This is a genomic window from Pseudactinotalea terrae (assembly GCF_009733845.1).
GTDB classification, from domain to species: domain Bacteria; phylum Actinomycetota; class Actinomycetes; order Actinomycetales; family Beutenbergiaceae; genus Pseudactinotalea; species Pseudactinotalea terrae.
Window position 1 is genome coordinate 326,007 of the sequence record NZ_WNXZ01000004.1, and the last position, 17,483, is coordinate 343,489.

At 71.1% G+C, this 17,483-nt stretch carries 15 protein-coding genes; 9 read left to right on the forward strand and 6 right to left on the reverse strand.

What is annotated here, in order from left to right:
- Positions 1–35: 35 nt before the first annotated feature.
- From GPA03_RS15240 to GPA03_RS15250, 3 genes are all read right to left on the reverse strand, one after another.
- On the reverse strand, positions 36–1,727 hold the full coding sequence (locus GPA03_RS15240) for a type 2 periplasmic-binding domain-containing protein (RefSeq protein ID WP_156252876.1): 1,692 nt from the start codon (positions 1,725–1,727) through the stop codon (positions 36–38).
- 62 nt (positions 1,728–1,789) lie between these two features.
- A complete protein-coding gene (locus GPA03_RS15245; protein WP_206673587.1) occupies positions 1,790–2,731 on the reverse strand; it encodes a carbohydrate ABC transporter permease in 942 nt (313 codons plus the stop codon).
- A gap of 5 nt (positions 2,732–2,736) precedes the next feature.
- Entirely contained in the window at positions 2,737–3,705 is a 969-nt protein-coding gene (locus GPA03_RS15250) for an ABC transporter permease (protein ID WP_156252877.1), read from the reverse strand.
- Positions 3,706–3,989: 284 nt separating this feature from the next.
- Here GPA03_RS15250 and GPA03_RS15255 point away from each other — a divergent pair, with 284 nt between their 5' ends.
- From GPA03_RS15255 to GPA03_RS15280, 6 genes are read left to right on the forward strand one after another with little or no spacing between them, the layout of a single operon-like run.
- Complete coding sequence (locus GPA03_RS15255; RefSeq protein ID WP_156252878.1) at positions 3,990–6,443, forward strand: glycosyl hydrolase family 95 catalytic domain-containing protein; 2,454 nt, start codon at positions 3,990–3,992, stop codon at positions 6,441–6,443.
- The gene (locus GPA03_RS15260; protein ID WP_156252879.1) at positions 6,440–7,636 is read left to right on the forward strand and encodes a CaiB/BaiF CoA transferase family protein; all 1,197 of its coding nucleotides are present in this window, start codon (positions 6,440–6,442) and stop codon (positions 7,634–7,636) included. The genes GPA03_RS15255 and GPA03_RS15260 overlap by 4 nt, the downstream gene beginning before the upstream one ends.
- Positions 7,633–8,739: an extracellular solute-binding protein gene (locus tag GPA03_RS15265; RefSeq protein ID WP_162458392.1), complete on the forward strand. Its 1,107-nt coding sequence runs from the start codon at positions 7,633–7,635 to the stop codon at positions 8,737–8,739. Before GPA03_RS15260 ends, GPA03_RS15265 begins: the two co-directional genes overlap by 4 nt.
- Positions 8,736–9,182 carry a MaoC family dehydratase gene (locus GPA03_RS15270; protein ID WP_156252881.1) on the forward strand — a complete coding sequence of 149 codons (447 nt, stop codon included), beginning with the start codon at positions 8,736–8,738 and terminating at the stop codon, positions 9,180–9,182. Before GPA03_RS15265 ends, GPA03_RS15270 begins: the two co-directional genes overlap by 4 nt.
- Positions 9,183–9,186: 4 nt before the next feature.
- Positions 9,187–10,026: an amidohydrolase family protein gene (locus tag GPA03_RS15275; RefSeq protein ID WP_162458393.1), complete on the forward strand. Its 840-nt coding sequence runs from the start codon at positions 9,187–9,189 to the stop codon at positions 10,024–10,026.
- Entirely contained in the window at positions 10,026–11,099 is a 1,074-nt protein-coding gene (locus GPA03_RS15280; protein ID WP_156252883.1) for a Gfo/Idh/MocA family protein, read from the forward strand. The genes GPA03_RS15275 and GPA03_RS15280 overlap by 1 nt, the downstream gene beginning before the upstream one ends.
- Before the next feature lie 12 nt (positions 11,100–11,111).
- Here GPA03_RS15280 and GPA03_RS15285 read toward each other — a convergent pair whose 3' ends face one another.
- Positions 11,112–11,960 carry a phosphogluconate dehydrogenase C-terminal domain-containing protein gene (locus tag GPA03_RS15285; RefSeq protein WP_156252884.1) on the reverse strand — a complete coding sequence of 283 codons (849 nt, stop codon included), beginning with the start codon at positions 11,958–11,960 and terminating at the stop codon, positions 11,112–11,114.
- Complete coding sequence (locus tag GPA03_RS15290) at positions 11,957–12,703, reverse strand: sugar phosphate isomerase/epimerase family protein (protein WP_338325735.1); 747 nt, start codon at positions 12,701–12,703, stop codon at positions 11,957–11,959. The genes GPA03_RS15285 and GPA03_RS15290 overlap by 4 nt, the downstream gene beginning before the upstream one ends.
- A gap of 55 nt (positions 12,704–12,758) precedes the next feature.
- On the opposite strand from GPA03_RS15290, the gene GPA03_RS15295 reads away from it, so the two are divergent.
- Positions 12,759–13,490 (forward strand): FadR/GntR family transcriptional regulator, encoded by a 732-nt coding sequence (locus tag GPA03_RS15295; protein ID WP_156252885.1) that lies wholly within the window; start codon positions 12,759–12,761, stop codon positions 13,488–13,490.
- Positions 13,487–14,311 carry an SMP-30/gluconolactonase/LRE family protein gene (locus tag GPA03_RS15300; protein ID WP_156252886.1) on the forward strand — a complete coding sequence of 275 codons (825 nt, stop codon included), beginning with the start codon at positions 13,487–13,489 and terminating at the stop codon, positions 14,309–14,311. Before GPA03_RS15295 ends, GPA03_RS15300 begins: the two co-directional genes overlap by 4 nt.
- A 3-nt stretch (positions 14,312–14,314) precedes the next feature.
- On the opposite strand, the gene GPA03_RS15305 is transcribed toward GPA03_RS15300, so the two are convergent.
- Positions 14,315–15,328, reverse strand: a complete 1,014-nt coding sequence (locus GPA03_RS15305) for a LacI family DNA-binding transcriptional regulator (RefSeq protein ID WP_162458394.1) — start codon at positions 15,326–15,328, stop codon at positions 14,315–14,317.
- Between the two features lie 82 nt (positions 15,329–15,410).
- Between GPA03_RS15305 and GPA03_RS15310 the strand changes: the two genes are divergently transcribed.
- Complete coding sequence (locus GPA03_RS15310; RefSeq protein WP_156252888.1) at positions 15,411–17,483, forward strand: hypothetical protein; 2,073 nt, start codon at positions 15,411–15,413, stop codon at positions 17,481–17,483.

Sequence of the window (17,483 nt, forward strand, 5' to 3'; positions counted from 1 at the left end):
CCCGGACCGCCGCCGTTCAGAAGGCGTCGTTGACGCTACTTCGACGCCTCCCAGGCGTCCTGGTAGATCTGCACGTACTGCTCGGCGCCGTTGGCGGCGAGCTCGTCCTGGAACGCCTGCCAGTCGGCGTCGTCGTCGATGTCGCGGACACCCGTGACGAACTCGGCGTTGGCCTGCAGCACCAGGTTCTCGATGTTGGTCTGCGCGGTCGCGAGATCGGCGGACTGCTCCTCGGGGATCCACAGGTTCCAGTACGGGAACACCTCGGCCGGGCTGTTCTCGGCGTACGGGATCGTCGCCTCGAACAGGCGACGCTCGTACCCGGCGAGGTCGTAGATGTCCTCGGGCACGACCTGGCCACCGCGGAACTCGGCGCTGCCGTAGTACTGCGCGAGCGGGCCCCAGGCGACGTTGGCGTTCTCGGTCGCCTCCGCGCCGCTCAAGCGGTAGCGGATGAAGAGGGGATCCATCGACTCGTCCAGCGCGACGTCGTCGGGACCGGGGTAGTCCCATGCCACGCCCTCCTCGCCCCACTCGGCGCGCAGGTGGTTGTCGAAGTCGATCATCCAGTCGACGATCTGCGTGATCTTCGCGGCCTCGTCGTCGCTCGCCTGGTTGGTGACGACGAACGTGGCGCCGCCGACAGAGGACAGCAGCTCAGAAGCGGGGGACCCGTTCGGACCAGTCAGCGGCGGCACCGGGTCATAGTCCTTGTCCCGACCGTCCTCCTGGCCGATCGTGACGAACACGCCAGGGTGCCCCACCACGGTCGAACCCAGGATCGGGTCACCAGCCTGGTCGCCGAGCGCCAGGATCGCGTCCTGGTTCGCGGTGAAGGTCGAGCCGTCGAGCAGGCCCTCCTCGTGCAACGAGTGCACGTAGCGCAGCCCGTCGCGCCAGCCGTCGAGCGTGGGCTGCAGCGTCACGGTGTCGCCCTGCAGCGCGAGCGAGCCCGGCACCACGCCGCCGGTGGAACCCGTGGCCATGTAGACGAAGGGGTTCATCAGGTACGGCATCACGGCGCTGTTGAAGCCCGACATCGGGATCTCGTCGGCCTGGCCGTTGCCGTTGGGGTCCTCGTTCTTGAACGCCGTCAGCACCTCGCGGAGCTCCTCGGGCGTGGTCGGCTGCTCCAGCCCGACCGCCTCGAGCCAGGCGGAGTTCATCCACAGCTTGGAGGGGTAGGTGCAGTGGAAGCAGTCGTTCCACTGCGGCAGGCCCCAGACGGTGCCGTCGGGCGCCGTGGACAGGGCCTCCCACTCCGGGGTGGTCTCCCACGCGGCCTGCAGGTTGGGCGCGTTGTCCGCGATCAGGTCGTTGAGCGGGCGGATGACGCCTTGGCCGCCGAGCTTGATCAGCTCGGCCTGCGTGAACTGGTTGACCCACGGGATCAGCAGGAACGCGTCGGGGTAGTCCCCGCTGGCCAGCGTGATCTGGCGAGCCTCGGCGGCCGAGGCGGCATCCCAGGTCGTGGTCTCGAACTGGAGGTCGACGTCGAACTCTTCCTCGAGGAAGAGCGTGAACTCGTTGGTGTTGAGGTCGGAGTCGACACCCTGCTGGCTGAAGATCGTGATGACGCCGTCATCCTCGCCGCCCTGGAAGGTGCCGTCGCCGTCGCCTCCTCCGGTGCCTCCGCCGCCACCGGGCGCGCAAGCCGCGATCGTGAGTGCTACCGCACTGACACCGACGGCGATCGCCGTCGTTGAGTGCCTCAGTCGGCGTGTCATGTATTGCCTCTCTTCGTCGTGAGGGTGACGTCGCCCGGGTTGGCGACGTCGGGTGGGGTGGGTCAGCCCTTCACAGCGCCCAAGGTCAGACCCTTGGTGAAGTACCGCGCCACGAACGGGTAGATGAGCATCACCGGGATCGTGGAGATCACGATGAGCGAGTACTTGAGCAGGTTGGCGAGCTGCTGCCGCTCGAGGGAGGAGGTGGCGTCGCCACCGCCGTCGGTGTTGAGGATCAAGATGTTCCGCAGCACGAGCTGGAGCGGGTAGAGGCTCTCGTCGCGCAGGTAGATCAGCGCGTCGAAGTACGAGTTCCACTGCACGATCGCGTACATCAGGGCGATCACGGCGAGCATCGGCGTAGCGAGCGGGAGCACCAGCTTCCAGAGGATGCGGATGTCGCTGGCGCCGTCCAGCTCGCCGGCCTCTCGCACCTCGTCGGGGATCGCCGTGCGGAAGTAGGTGATCGCCAGGATCGCGGGCCACACCGCGACCGCGTTCGGGATCAGCAGCGCCCAGCGGGTGTCGAGCATCCCCATCGCCTGCACCACGAGGTAGGTCGGGATCATCCCGCCGGCGAAGAGCATGGTGAACACGACGGCGCCCGTGAGCACCCGGCGACCCACGAAGTCAGCGCGCGAGAGCGGGTAGGCGAGCATCACCGTGAGCGTGACGCTGATCAGCGTGCCGGCCGCCGTGTAGAACAGCGAGTTGGCGAACCCGCGGAGGATCTTCGGGCTCGACAGCGCGACCTCGTAGCCGCGCAGCGTGAACTCGACCGGCCACAGGAACACGCGCCCCGAGGAGACCGCACCCGGGCTGCTGAGCGAGCTCGCCACGATGTAGACGAGCGGCAGCAGCACCGCGAGCAGGAACGTGATCAGCAGCGCGTAGACCCCGATGAGGAAGATGCGGTCCACGAGGGTCTCGCGCTTCCGGGCAGGTCGGGAGGTGCGGACCGTGCGGACGGGCCGCTCCGAGCGCTCGGTACGGTCTTCGGTCACGGCGGCTACCACAGTCCGTTTCCTGTCACTCGCTTGGAGATCGCGTTCACGCTGACCAGCAGCACGAGGTTGATCACCGAGTTGAACAAGCCGACCGCGGTGGCGAGGCTGAAGTCGGCGTTGAGGATGCCGAGCTTGTAGGTGTAGGTCGCGATGATCTCCGACTGCGACAGGTTGAGCGGGTTCTGCAGCAGGAACGCCTTCTCGAACCCGACGGCCATGATGCTGCCGACCGAGAGGATCAGCACCACCACGATGGTCGGCATGATGCTCGGCAGGTCGACGTGCCAGATCTTCTGCAGCCGGTTCGCACCGTCGACCCTTGCGGCCTCGTACAGACCGGGGTCCACGGCGGACAGTGCCGCGAGGTAGATGACGGCGGAGTAGCCGGCTGTCTGCCAGACCTCGGTCCACACGTACACGTGCCGGAAGAAGTCGGGCTGGGCCAGGTAGTCGGTGGGCGGCACCCCGAAGAAGCCGAGGATGTCGGTGGCGAGCCCGATCCGTGGCGACAGGATGAGGATCGCCATCGACACCACCACCACCGTGGAGATGAAGTACGGCGCGTAGGTGACCATCTGCACCGTGCGCTTGAAGAGGCGACCGCGCACCTCGTTGAGGGCGAGCGCGAGGATGATCGGGATCGGGAAGCTGGCGATCAGTGCGTACAGGCTCAGCAGGAAGGTGTTGCTGACCACCGTGGTGAACATCGGGTTCGAGAAGAACCGCTCGAAGTACTCGAAGCCGACCCACTCGCTGGCCCAGATGCCCGCGATGATGTTGTAGTCCTTGAACGCGATGATGCCGTTCACCATCGGCACGTACTTGAACATGAGGAAGTACGCCAGGGGCGCGATCACCAGCAGGTAGAGCTGCCAGCGCCGTCGGATGGACTTCCGGAGCTTGCCGGGCCTGCCGCGGACGTCTGCTGTCGCGCGGGTGGCCGCGGCCGCCGGCAGGGGTGCCGGCGTCATCGCGTCCCTCGTGCCCGTGTCTGCACTCCTGAAGGTCCTCTCCGCTTCAGGTCCGGTTGCGCTGTGCCGATCGGGCGCGTGCGCACCTGTGACCTCGTCGTCAGGTGAATCGTTTGTCTGGATGCTAACCACGTCTGACCGTGAGGCGCAACCCCGTCTTCGCCCTAGATGCGGCGGGATTGTGCGTAGCCCTTGCAGGAAGGGTGGTCGATCAGTCTATGGTGAGCACCACCCAGTAAAATCGATTCTCCGGAGCGACAGAGTTGTCAGAGTCGTCACAGCCCATGCTCGCCGGCCACCCGGCGCACCGGCTCGAGTTCTCGAGCGCGGCCGCCGAGTGGGTCGAGGCCGTGCCGCTGGGCAACGGTCGGCTCGGCGCCATGGTGTACGGGGGCGCGGCGACGGAGCTGATCTGGATCAACGACGGGTCGGTCTGGTCCGGACCGCCGCGACGCCCGGAGCCGCATCCGGTGACGCCTGAGATCGCTGCCGCGGCGATCGCCGCCTCGCGGGAGGCGATCGCAGCGGGGGACCCCGTCGCGGCCGAGACGGCGCTGCAGGCGCTGCAGTACTCCTACCCGCAGTCGTTCCAGCCCGTGGCACGCCTGCGCCGCACCCTCGGTGCGGCGCCCGAGCCCGCGCCGCAGGCCGAGGTCGTGCCCGCGAACGATGCCGTGGACACGCCTCCGGGCGACTACGCCCGCGGTCTCGACCTGAGGGCCGCGCAGGCCTGGACCCGCGCTGAGACGGCGTCGGGGCCGGTCGCGCAGCGGGCGTTCGTGAGCGCGCCCCACCAGGTGATGGTGCTCGAGGTCGAGACGGACCGCCCGGTCGCCTTCACGCTCGACTCGCCGCTGCGGCTCGAGGAGTCCGGCGCCGCCGACGGCGAGGCCTGGGTCGTGCTGCGCGCCCCGGACGACGTGGTGCCCTCCTTCCAGCGTGAACCCGACCCGATCCGCTGGGCGGACGACCCCCGCGGGGTCCAGGCCGCGGTCGTCCTGCGCGCCGTCGGTGGCGCGGTGCGCACGCGCACGGCGCCGCACGGCATCGTGATCGAGGTCGACGGCGGCGCCACCCTGGTGCTGGCGGTGCGGACCACCTTCACCCGGCTCGGGCAGGACCCCTCGGGGCACCCGGAGGAGGCGCTCGCGCAGGCTCGTGCCCTGTGCGAGGGGGCCGTGACCGCAGGTGTGGAGCGCGTGCGAGCCGACCACCTGGCCGCGCACCGCGACCTCTACGACCGGGCTGAGCTCCGGCTCGGCACCCGCGCCGAGCCGGCCGCCGATGCACCGGCCGACACCGACGCGCTGCTGGCCTCGGTCGCCCAGGGGGACACCGCACGGGCGGGCCTCGCGCCCGAGCTGACCGCGCTGCTGTTCCAGTACGGGCGCTACCTGCTGATCTCCAGCTCACGCCCCGGCGGTACGCCCGCCAACCTGCAGGGCATCTGGAACCAGCAGATGCAGCCGCCGTGGAGCTCGGACTTCACGATGAACATCAACACCGAGATGAACTACTGGCTCGCCGAGACCACCGGCCTGACCGAGTGCCTCGCGCCGCTGCTCGACCTCGTCGAGGCGTTCGCCGAGCGCGGCCGCGAGCCGGCGCAGCGCATCTACGGCTCGCAGGGATGGGTGGCCCACCACGCGAGCGACGTGTGGGCGTTCGTCGACCCCATGGGCGACGGCACGCACGACCCCTCCTGGGCGTTCTGGCCGTTCGCCGGCGTGTGGCTCACCTCGCACCTGGTGGACCGGGTCACCTTCAGCCACGACGAGGTCGCCGCCCGCCGCTTCTGGCCCACGCTCGTGGGCGCCGCACGCTTCGTGCTCGACTGGCTCGAGCCCCGCCCCGACGGCACGCTCGGCACCTCGCCGTCGACCTCGCCCGAGAACCGGTTCGTCGTCCCAGGCACCGAACGCGGCTCCTCGGTCGCCGCCGACTCGACCATGGACCTCGAGCTCTCCCGGCAGCTGCTGCGCTCGTTGCTGCGGGTCGCGGAGGTCTACGGCTTCACCGACGAGGAGATCCTGCAGGAGGCCGCCGAGGCGCTGCCCCGGATCAAGGAGGTCGGCGTCGACAGCGCGGGCCTGCTGCGCGAGTGGGCGGACGTCGAGGAGATGGTCGACCCCCGGCACCGGCACCTCGCCCACCTCGTCGGGATGCACCCCACGGACGCCGGGCCCTCGGACGCGATCGCGGCCGCAGCCGCAGCCAGCCTGGACGCGCGCGGCGACGACGGCACCGGCTGGTCGCTGGCCTGGAAGATGGCGATGCGTGCGCGCCTGCACGACGGCGCGGGCGTGCAGCGACTGCTCGACCTGTTCGTGCGGCGCGCGATCGAGGTGGCACCCGGCCCGACCGGCGGTCGCTGGCGCGGCGGGCTCTACCGGAACCTGTTCTCGGCCCACCCGCCGTTCCAGATCGACGGCAACCTCGGGGTCGTCGCCGCACTCGCGGAGGCGCTGCTGGGCTCGCACGGGGGCAGCCTCGAGCTGCTGCCCGCCCTGCCACCCGACCTGCCCGACGGCGAGGTGCGCGGACTGCGTGGACGCGGCGGTCTCGTCGTCGACCTGCAGTGGCGTGACGGCGCGCTCACCGGTGCCCGGATCACCTCCGAGCACCCCGCCGCCCAGACCCTTCACCTCGTCCACCGCTCGCACCAGCGTGACCTCGACCTCCAGTCCGGCCAGACCGTGCGTCTGGGCCCTGATCTCTCCCAGGAGCAGCACCGATGACCGCCTCTCAGCCAGGACTCCCTCGACCTCTCGAGGGCTTCCTGGTCCTCGACTTCAGCCAGTTCCTGGCCGGCCCGGTAGCGGCGCTGCGGCTCGCCGACCTCGGTGCCCGCGTGATCAAGATCGAGCGCCCCGGCTTCGGCGACATCGGCCGTGGGCTGGCGTTCGCGGGTGCGAGGGCAGGGACCGACACGGTCTCGTTCCACGCGATGAACCGCGGCAAGCAGAGCGTCGCGGCGGATCTGAAGGATCCCGAGCAGCTCGCGTTCGTGAGGGAGCTGGTGGAGCAGGCCGACGTCGTCGTCGAGAACTTCCGACCGGGTGTGATGAAGCGGCTCGGCCTGGACTACGAGACCGTGAAGCAGGTCAACCCCGGCGTCGTCTACGGGTCGATCACCGGCTACGGCAACGAGGGCCCCTGGCGGGACCGCCCGGGCCAGGACCTGCTCGCGCAGTCGATCTCCGGGTTGCCGTGGCTGCAGGCCGACCCCGAGCCCAGCCCGTTCGGCCTCTCGATCGCCGACCACCTCGCCTCGTGCCACCTCGCGCACGGCATCACGGCGCTGCTGCTGCGCCGGTTGCGGACCGGCATCGGCGGCCAGGTGGAGACCTCGCTGCTCGAGGGCATGCTCGACCTCCAGTTCGAGATGCTCTCGGTGCGGATGACCGAGCCGGATGCGGTGAACCCCCGCCCGCGCGGCCCGCACAGCGCGCACACCTACCTGCCCGCGCCGTACGGCGTGTACCCCACCTCCGACGGCTACCTCTCGATCGCGATGAACCCGGTGCCGCAGCTCGGCCGGCTGCTGGAGATCCCCGAGCTGGTCGAGCTCGCCGACCCGGAGAGCTGGTGGGAGCACCGTGGGCGCATCGAGACGCTGCTCGCCGCTCGGCTCCGGACCGGCACCACCGCCGCGTGGCTCGAGGTCCTCGACGCTGCCGACGTCTGGTGCGCGCCGCTGCACACCGTCGACGAGCTGGTGGAGCACGAGGGCTTCCGCGCGATCGACATGGTGCAGACTCTGCAGCGCGACGAGGTCGACGGCTCCCGGACCGAGGTCACCACGACGCGGCTGCCGATGCGTTTCGACGGCGAGCGACTCTGGGGCTCGGCCGCCGCCCCCACGCTCGGGGCCGACACCGAAGCGGTGCGCACCGAGCTGACCAGGCCTGCCGCCGAGGTGGTGTCGTGACCACCCGGCTCCGTGGCATCACCTGGGACCACGAGCGCGGCCGCGGCAGCGTCGTCGCCGCCTCGCGCGCGTACGCCGAGAGCCACGACGTCGAGATCACCTGGGAGGCGCGGTCCCTGCAGGCGTTCGCCGACCAGGGGCTGGAATCGCTGACCGCGTCCTACGACCTGCTGGTCATCGATCACCCGCACATACCGCACGCCGCGCACGCCGGCCTGCTGGCCGCGCTGCCCGACGGCGAGGGCCCGGCAGCGTTCGTCGGTCGCTCCTACGAGAGCTATCGCTGGGACGGCGCGCAGTACGGGCTCGCGATCGACGCCGCCGCCCAGGTCGCGGCCTATCGCCCCGATCTTATCGCCGAGCCGCCCCGCACCTGGGACGAGGTGCTGGACCTGGCAGCCGACGGGGCCGTGCTGTGGCCGAGCAAGCCCATCGACGCGCTCGCCTCGACCTTCACGCTGACCTCGGGGCTGCAGGGGTCCGACGCCGGTCGATCGGGTTTCGGCGACCCGGCCGCCTTCGCGGAGGCCTGGGACCTGCTGGGCCGGCTGCGCGACCTCGTGCCCGCCGAGTGCCTGAGCGCGAACCCGATCGAGACCGCCGATCGGATGGCAACCGAGGACCGCTGGGCTTACGCGCCGCTGCTCTACGGGTACAGCAACTACGCGCGGGAGGGCTTCCGGGACCACCTGCTGCGGTGGACCGACATCCCCGAGATCGACGGCGAGCCGCGCGGCTCGATGCTGGGTGGCGCCGGGCTGGCGGTCTCCTCGCGGAGCGCACACCCGCAGGAGGCGATCGCGTTCGCCACCTGGGCGGCGACCGGTGACGTGCAGCGCGGCGTCTACGCGCTCGGCGGCGGCCAGCCCGGTCACGTGGCGGCGTGGCAGGACAGCGACCTCAACGCGCTCACGAACGACTTCTTCACGGGCACCCGCGCCACGCTCGAGGCCGCGAGCCTGCGCCCGCAGCACCCGGGCTTCATGGAGGTGCAGGACGCGGCGTGCGAGCGGGTGCACCGCGCCCTGACCGGCCGTGAGGTCGCCGCCCCTGTGCTGGCGGACCTGGACCGGATGTTCGACTCGTTGGGAGATCGTGGATGAACGTCGTCGACCGCTACCTCGAGGACTACCAGGTGGGTGAGGTGCGCCGCACGCTGGGCCGCCAGATCACCGAGGCGGACGTGGTGCTGCACGCCGGGCAGACCGGCGACTTCTTCCCGCACCACATGGACGAGCGGTGGGCTATCGAGGCCGGCCTCGGCGGGCGCATCGCGCACGGCACGCTGATCGTGTCGATCGCCGTCGGCATGACCGCGGGTGACGTGAACCCGCAGGCGATGAGCTACGGCTACGACCGGATCCGCTTCATCAAGCCGGTCTTCATCGGCGACAGCATCACCGTGAAGGCCGAGATCACCGAGGTCAGCGACCACCCGCGACGCCCCGAGCTGGGCCGCGTCGACGAACGCGTCACCGTGACGAACCAGGACGGGGATACGGTGCTGTCGCTGGTGCACCTGTACGTGGTCAACAAGCGGAGCTGACATCGTGATCGACGCCCACCTGCACACCTGGGATCGTTCGCGGTCCCGCTACGCCTGGCTCGACGGCGCGCCCGAGCACCTGCAGGCCGACCACTCGCTCGCGCAGGGTTTCGCGGCCCTCGCGCCGTTCGGTGCGGACAGGGCCGTGCTGGTGCAGGCCGACGAGACGCTCGAGGAGACCGCGTACCTGCTGGAACTGGCTGCCGCCGCCCCGCGGGTCGTGGGCGCGGTGGTCTACCTGCCGCTCGAGGCTCCCGACGTGGTCGCCGCGCAGCTGCCGGCGCTCGCGGAGGACCCCGGGTTCGTCGGTATCCGCAACCTCACCCACGACCGCCCGGACCCGGACTGGATCCTCGGCGCCGAGCAGCGCCGCAGCATCGAGCTGATCGAGGCAGCCGGCGTACCGCTCGACTACGTGGCCGTGCTGCCGCGGCACCTCGAGAACCTGGTCACGCTCGCACGCGGGCACGCCGGTCTCACTTTCGTGCTCGACCACCTCGGTACCCCACCCGTGGGGATGTCCGACGGCGACTGGTCGCGCTGGGAGGACCAGCTCGCCGAGCTGGGCGGGTTGCCGAACGTGGTCGCCAAGGTCTCGGGCATCTACCGCCGCGACGAGCCGGGTGTGCCCAGCGCCGAGCAGCTGGACGCCGTGCTGGCGGCCGCCCTCGCGGCGTTCGGCCACGACAGGCTGCTGATGGGCAGCGACTGGCCGGTCTCCACGATCTTCGGTGGCGACGAGCCGAACCTGCGGGCGCTGGTCGAGGCGGTCGACCGGCTGCCGGCCGAGCAGGCGCAGTCGCTGCGCACCCGGACCGCCACCCGGGTCTACGGGCTGGCCTGATGGTCGCACCCGAGCGCGAGCCCGATCCCGCCTACCTCGCCGGGCCGCCGAGCGCGCCGCGGCCGATCGTGCTGGTCGGTGCCGGTGGCATCGCCCGCGATGCCCACCTGCCCGCCTACGCCAAGGCCGGCTTCCCGGTCGTGGCCATCGTGGACCGTGACGAGAGCCGCGCCTCCGAGCTCGCGGCGAGCTTCGCCGTCGAGCAGACCTTGACAGACATCGCCGACGCGGTGGCGACGCACGGGACCGAGGTGATCTACGACGTCGCCGTCATGCCCGATGCGTTCGTCGCGATCCTCGAGGCGCTCCCCGACGGCGCCGCCGTGCTGCTGCAGAAGCCGCTCGGCTACACGTACGCGCAGGCGACCGAGCTCGCGGCCATCGTGGCGCGGAAGAACCTCACGGCCGCCGTCAACACCCAGCTGCGGTTCGCGCCGCACGTCGCGGCGGCGCGGCGACTGATCGCGGAGGGGGCGATCGGCGACCTCATCGACCTCGAGGTGCTCGTGCGGGTCGAGACGCGGTGGGAGCTGTTCCCGAGCGTGTTCGGCCTGGAGCGCATGGAGATGCCGATGCACTCGGTGCACTACGTGGACCTGGTGCGCTCCTTCGTCGGCGACCCGAGCGGCGTCAGCGCGGTCACCGTGGGGCACCCGGCCAAGCCGGATCTCGCGAGCACCCGCACCGCCTACCTGCTGCACTACGCCGAGCGGCCGCTGCGGGTGACCATCTCCACCAACCACGACCACACCTACGGCCCCGAGCACCAGGAGGCCACGGTGCTCTGGCACGGGACCGACGGCGCGATCCGGACCCAGCTCGGGCTGCTGCTCGACTACCCCCGCGGCGGCCCGGACCTGCTGGAGATCAGTCGCGGCTCGGGGTGGGAGTCGATCGAGGTCGAGGGCTCCTGGTTCCCGGACGCCTTCATCTCCTCCATGGGCGTGCTGCAGCGGTTCGTGACCGGGGAGTCGGAGACGCTGCCGACGTCGGTGGCCGACGTGCTCCGCACCATGGCCGTGCTCGAGGCCGCTCACTCCTCGAGCAGCGCCGGCGGCCACCCGCTGCCCTGAGCGCCGGCTACCTCAGCGCTCGATCGCGTCCAGGTGCAGCATCCGGGCAAGGACGCCGTCGAGCTCGTCGTCGCGGAAGATCTTCTTCCAGTCGTCCTTGATGATCGACTCGCGGCCGTAGTCCATCGCGATGAGGCAGGCATCGCTGAAGGGGTTGTCGCCACGCAGCCCGTTGGCGAGGGCCACCTGCGTGTGGCCGAGCAGGATGCTGCGCGCAGCCGCCTCCGGGACGCCCAGCTTCACGGTCTCCTGCAGGGCCTCGTTCAGCAGGCCGCCGATCATGCAGGCGACGGTCTCTACGAGCGTCGGCTCCAGCTGGGCGAGCTGCTTGAGGGTGACCCAGTGGACGTCGATCACCGGGGCGTAGATGGCGCGGACCACGGCCTCGACGTTGTCGCGGTCCTGCTGGCGGTCGGACTCGACCGAGGCGATCGCATCCTGCGGGGCCGCGATCCCGCCGAAGGTGTCGGCCCACTCCTCGGGCGTGCTGCGCTGCAGGAACACCGACGGGTGGCAGGGGTGGGCGCTGGCGTAGACGACGTCGTCGCGCTCGGCGAGCAGCCCCGCGTAGGCCGCGGCCGGGTCGAGCGTCAGCACGATCGCGCCCGACGTGCAGTGCGGCACCAGCTCGCGGGAGACCGGCCCGAGGGCGCGGTCGGGGACGGCGAGGATCACGACGTCGGCGTCGGCGACCGCTTCGGTGCCGGGTGCCACGGTGCGCCCGACCGCGGCCAGTGCCTGCTGCCCGGTCTCGGAGCTCTCGACCCAGAGCACCCGGTGATCGGTCTCGACCAGGTTGTCGCCGGCGCGGAAGCCCATCTTGCCGCCGGCGCCGATGAGGGCGATCGTGAGGGTGCTCATGCGTTCTCCTTGAGTACTCGGATGCTGTGGTCGGTCCATGCGCGCTCGCGCTCGCAGCTGGTCTCGGAGTCGCCCTGCCAGGGGAGCCAGTGCTCGACGACGCGGTTCGGGTGCGGGGCTGCCTGCAGCAGGTGCTGCAGCGGCAGCAGGCCGTCACCGAGCGGGGCGCCGGCAAGGCTGAATCCCACCCACCCCTCCGTGCGGGTGAAGGCGAAGTCCTTGATGTGCAGGTTGACCGCGTGCTCGGCGGCGAGGTCGATGACGGCATCCGGGTGCTCGAGGACCGCGACGTTGTTCGCGGGGTCGAGACAGATGCCCACGTGCTCCCGGCCGCTGATCAGACGGACGAGCTCCGCCGTCGGGATCTGCTCGTAGTTCTCCAGCGCGAGGGTGACGCCGGATGCGGCCAGCTCGGGCTCGATCGCCTCGAGGAGTTGCTGCGCCTGCTCCGCCGGGGTGTTGACCATCGACCGGACGAGGCCTGCTCCGAGCGTCTGGGCGATCTCGAGGTAGCGGCGCAGGTGTGTGGTCTCGAGCCCACGGGTGCCGAGCTCGAGCACCAGACCCAGCTCGTCGGCGACCGCGCGGACGGCGCCGAGGTCGGCGGTCTCGATCGGCGGGTAGTCGCAGATCTGGAACAGCGGCACGCCGAGTGCGGCGGTGTCGCGCAACGCGTCCTCGAGGGACATGCCCGCGCGGTGGCGCCAGAAGTAGGCGTAGCTGCCGAGGCCGATCATGCTCATCGACTCGATCCTAGCAACCGGTTGATAGGTTCTAGATCGCGGCTACGCTACCGGCATGCCCGCCTTCCGAGACGACGTCACCGCGGACATCGCGGCCAGCATCGGAGCCGTCGACTCGCGCGCGAACACCTCGGTGGCGAGCAGGCTCCTGGCGATCTTCACCACGGGCGAGATCGAACCCGGCACCCGGCTCCCCCCGGAGCGGCAGCTCGCCGCCACGCTCGGCGTGGGCAGGTCCGCCGTGCGCGAGGCGTTGGCTGCGCTGGAGATGCTCGGCATCGTGACCGTGCGCATGGGCGCAGGAACGTATCTGCGCGGGCGTACGAGCGAGCTGCTGCCGCAGACGCTCAGCTGGGGGCTGGCGCTCGGGGCGCGGCAGACCGAACAGCTGATCGAGGTGCGCAGCGCGCTCGAGATCTACGCCGCCCGGGTGGCCGCGACCCGGATGAGCGAGGCCGCCGTCGCGCGGCTCGGCGAGCACCTCGACGCCATGCGAGGCGCGGAGGAGGATCTGCCCGCGTTCGTGGAGGCGGACCTGCAGTTCCACCTCGAGCTCGCGCAGGGCACCGACAACGAGGTGCTGCTGGAGCTGCTGCAGACCATCCGCTCGCTGCTGCGGGTCTGGGCGGACCGGGCCGCGCAGAGTCCCGCGGAGGCACGGGAGGCGATCGAGCAGCACGCGGCCGTCGCCGCTGCGATCGCCGCCCGCGACCCGGACGCCGCCGCCTCGACGATGGCGGCGCACATGCACACGGCGGCGCGGCGCCTCGCGGAGCTGGCTGGATGAACGGAGCAACGATGCAGGTCGAGCAGGTGTGGTCCGGAGCCGAGTGGGCCGAGGGGCCGCTGTGGCTGGCGAGCACCGGTCGGGTGCGCCTCAGCGACATCCCGAACAACCGGATCCTCGACATCGACCCGGCCGACGGGTCGATGACCGTGGTCGACGACGCCGCCGAGTACCCCAACGGCCGCACGCTGGACCTGGACGGCATGATCCTGCAGTGCAGCCACGGGCGCCGCGCGGTCGAGCGGGTGGCCGGTGGCGTGACCACGACCGTGGTGTCCACCTGGGGCGAGGGGGTCCGCTTCAACTCGCCCAACGACGTCGTGGTCGCCGCCGACGGCGCGATCTGGTTCACCGACCCGCCGTACGGGCTGCACCCCTCCGGCCGCGAGGGCTACCCCGGCGAGCAGGAGTACGAGGGCTGCTACGTGTTCAGGTACGCCGACGGCGTCGCGGTTCCCGTGATCACCGACATGGTGCACCCCAACGGGTTGGCGTTCTCGAACGACTTCACGCGGCTGTACGTGGCCGACTCCGCGCGCGTCTGGGACCCGCACGGTCCGCACCACCTGCGGGTCTACGACCTCGCGACCGGCACCGGCGAGGTCTTCGCCGAGATCGACCCGGGCTTCCCGGACGGGCTGCGCGTGGATCCCGCCGGGTTGATCTGGACCTCCGCAGGCACGCAGGTGCGGGTCTACGCGCCCGACGGCGACCTGCGGCAGGCGGTCGACGTGGGCGAACCCGTCTCCAACCTCACCCCGTACCCCGGCGGCTGGTACGTCACCGCCGGGCACTCGCTCTACAGGCTCACCACGGGCTGAGCCTCAGGAACGAGGCGGAGCGGTCGAGTCGCGGACGATCAGCTCGGGCGCCGGGTCGTCGACCGTGCGGGCGCTCGGCTCTGCCTTGTCGATGCCGGCGAGGAGCACGTCGACGGCGGTCGCGCCGAGACGCTTCATCGGCAGCCGCACCGTGGTCAGCGCCGGGGCGCAGGTGATCGCGGGCCAGATGTCGTGGATCGCGACCACCGAGAGGTCGTCCGGGACCCGTACGTCCATCTCGGCGGCCTCGGTGATCGTCCCGATGCCGGCGTTGACGTTGCCGACCACGAGCGCCGTCGGTGCGTTGCGGCGGCTCAGCAGGAGCCGGGCGGCGTCGCGGGCAGAGCGGTAGGTGTAGCCGAGCGAGGTGGTGTGCTCCCGAGCCAGGGTCAGCCCGGCGTCGGCGAGGGCCTTCTCGACGCCACTGCGTCGTCTGTCGTTGGAGTCCGAGGTCGGCACGCCACCGATGTAGCCGATCGTGCGGTGGCCGAGGTCCAGCAGGTGCTGGGTGGCGAGCGTGGCCGCGGCGACGTCGTCGATCGCGATCGTCGACACCCCGGGCACGGGGCCGGAGTTGATCAGCACGGTGCGCTCGGGGTGGGAGAGCGCGCGCGAGACCAGGTCGATCGGGGCGTCGTCGCCCTTCTGCAGCAGCACGCCGTCGACCAGTCGTTCGCTCAGCAGCCGGGTGAAGCCGTCGCTGCCGGGCTGCATGCGGGGGCTCGAGGCGAGCAGCACCGAGTAGTCCTTGTCGAGCGCGCGGGACTCCACGCCGGCCACGAGATCGGTGAACGTGGCATTGGTGACATCGGGCACCACGAGGGCGAGCAGGTTGGTGCGTGAGCGCCGTAGCGACCGCCCCGCCATGTTCGGGGCGTACCGCAGCAGCCGGGCGGACTCCAGCACTCGCTCCCGCGTCTCGGGTCGGATCCTGATCGAGGGGTCCGAGTTGAGTACGCGGGACACGACGGAGACCGACACGCCCGCGTGCCCGGCCACATCTCGTAGCGTCACCATCCCTGGATCGTAATAGCGTGGGCAAGCACCCAACACAAACGTTTCACCAGAGGTCATGGTGAGAGAACTGGAGCCAGCGCACGTGATCGACAGAGCAGCCGTCGTCCGCCGCCACACGATCCGGTACGAGAGCCCGCGCCCCGAGGCGCCGCTCTCGGTCGGCAACGGCGAGCTGGCGTTCACGGTCGACCACACCGGGCTGCAGACCTTCGCCGACCGCTACGAGCGCAACGCCGCGCGCGCTCGCGGCGAGGTCGCGATGCCGCTCGGCACTCAGGCGCAGTGGGGCTACCACTGGGAGCCCAACCCCGGTCACGAGCTGAGCGACACCCTCGAGAGCTTCGACAGCCCACGCGGCCCGATCTCGTACCCGACCGCCTACGACTACATGGAGGACCGCGAGCAGTCGGCAGCCTCCGGCCGCGCTGCGGGCTACTACTACTGGGTCAACCCGCAGCGCCTGCACCTCGCCAAGATCGGCCTGCTCCTCGACGGCCGCACCCCCGAGTGGGGCGAGGTCGTGGTGCGCTCGCAGGTGCACGACCTCTGGACGGGGATCGTGACCAGCCGCTTCGAGGTGGTGGGCGTCCCGGTCGAGGTGCGCACCGCCGTCGACCCCGAGCGCGACGCGATCGCGTTCGCGATCTCCTCGGACCTGCTCGACGGCGGCCGGCTCGCCGTCGAGATCGCCTTCCCCTCCATCGAGGAGAGCTTCGAGGCACCGCCGGTGTGGGACGAGCCGGAGGCGCACACGACCACGCTGCGCCGCGAGGGCGACGCGCACGTGTGGGACCGCCGGATCGACGACGCCAGCTACCAGGTGCGCGCGGCGGGCGACGTGGTGGTCTCGGGGGAGGGGCACCGTTGGCGGCTGACCGCCGCCGGCGATGCGTTGCATGCCGTGGTCGAGCTCGCCCCGGCGCTGGGTGCGGACGTGCTGGTCGACGCCGAGGCGGTCTTCGCGCGATCGGCGAGTGGGTGGGAGGCCTTCTGGCGCAGCGGCGCCGCGCTCGATCTCAGTGGCAGCACCGACGAGCGCGCCCACGAGCTCGAGCGCCGCATCGTGCTGTCGCAGTACCAGACCAAGGTGCACAGCTCCGGCAGCACGCCGCCGCAGGAGACCGGCCTGATCTGCAACAGCTGGGGCGGCACGTTCCATCTCGAGATGCACTGGTGGCACGCGGCCCACTTCCCGGCCTGGGGTCGGGGCGAGCTGCTCGAGCGCAGCCTGGCCTGGTACGCCGACATCCTCCCGGTCGCCCAGCGGATCGCTGCCGACCAGGGCTTCCGTGGCGCCCGCTGGCCCAAGCACGTGGGACCGGAGGGCATCGAGAGCCCGAACGTCATCGGGCCGCTGCTGCTGTGGCAGCAGCCGCACGTGATCAGCTATGCCGAGCTGCTGCGGATGGGTGCCGAGGATGTCGGCGCCGTGCGCGAGCGCTACCGCGAGCTGGTCGACGAGACCGCGGAGTTTCTCGCCTCGTTCGCGTTCGCGGGGCAGGAGGGGGCGTTCCACCTGCCCCCGCCGCTGATGCCGGCGCAGGAGGTGTACGGCGCGCGCGAGACGTGGGACCCGCTGTTCGAGGTGGCGTACGTGCGGTGGGCGCTGCAGACCGCGCTGGCGTGGCGGCGGGCCGACGGCCGCGAGGAGCCGGCCGAGTGGGCCGCCGTGGCCGAGGGGCTACGGCCGGTGATCAGCGAGGACGGCCACTACGACGCGGTCCAGAACCCGCCGCGCACCGCCTATCGCGACCACCCCTCGATGCTCGGGGCGCTCGGCGTGGTGCCCGATACCGGCGTCCTCGACCACGACGCGATGCTGCGCACCCTCGAGCGCGCCTGCGAGCAATGGGACTGGCGCAGCGCGTGGGGCTGGGACTTCCCGATGATCGCGATGTGTGCCACCCGGCTCGACCGCTCCGACATCGCGCTCGACGCGCTGCTGCGGCCGGAGGCCAAGAACACCTACCTCGCGAACGGGCACAACCAGCAGGTCCCGCACCGGATGCCGCTGTACCTGCCCGGAAACGGCGGCCTGCTGATGGCCGCCGCGCTGCTGTTCGCGGGCTGGGTCGACGGCGACGGGTCGCCTCGTCGGGTCGAGCTGCCCGAGGGCTGGGTCGCCGAGGTCGAGGGATTCCCCGCGCGCCCGTAG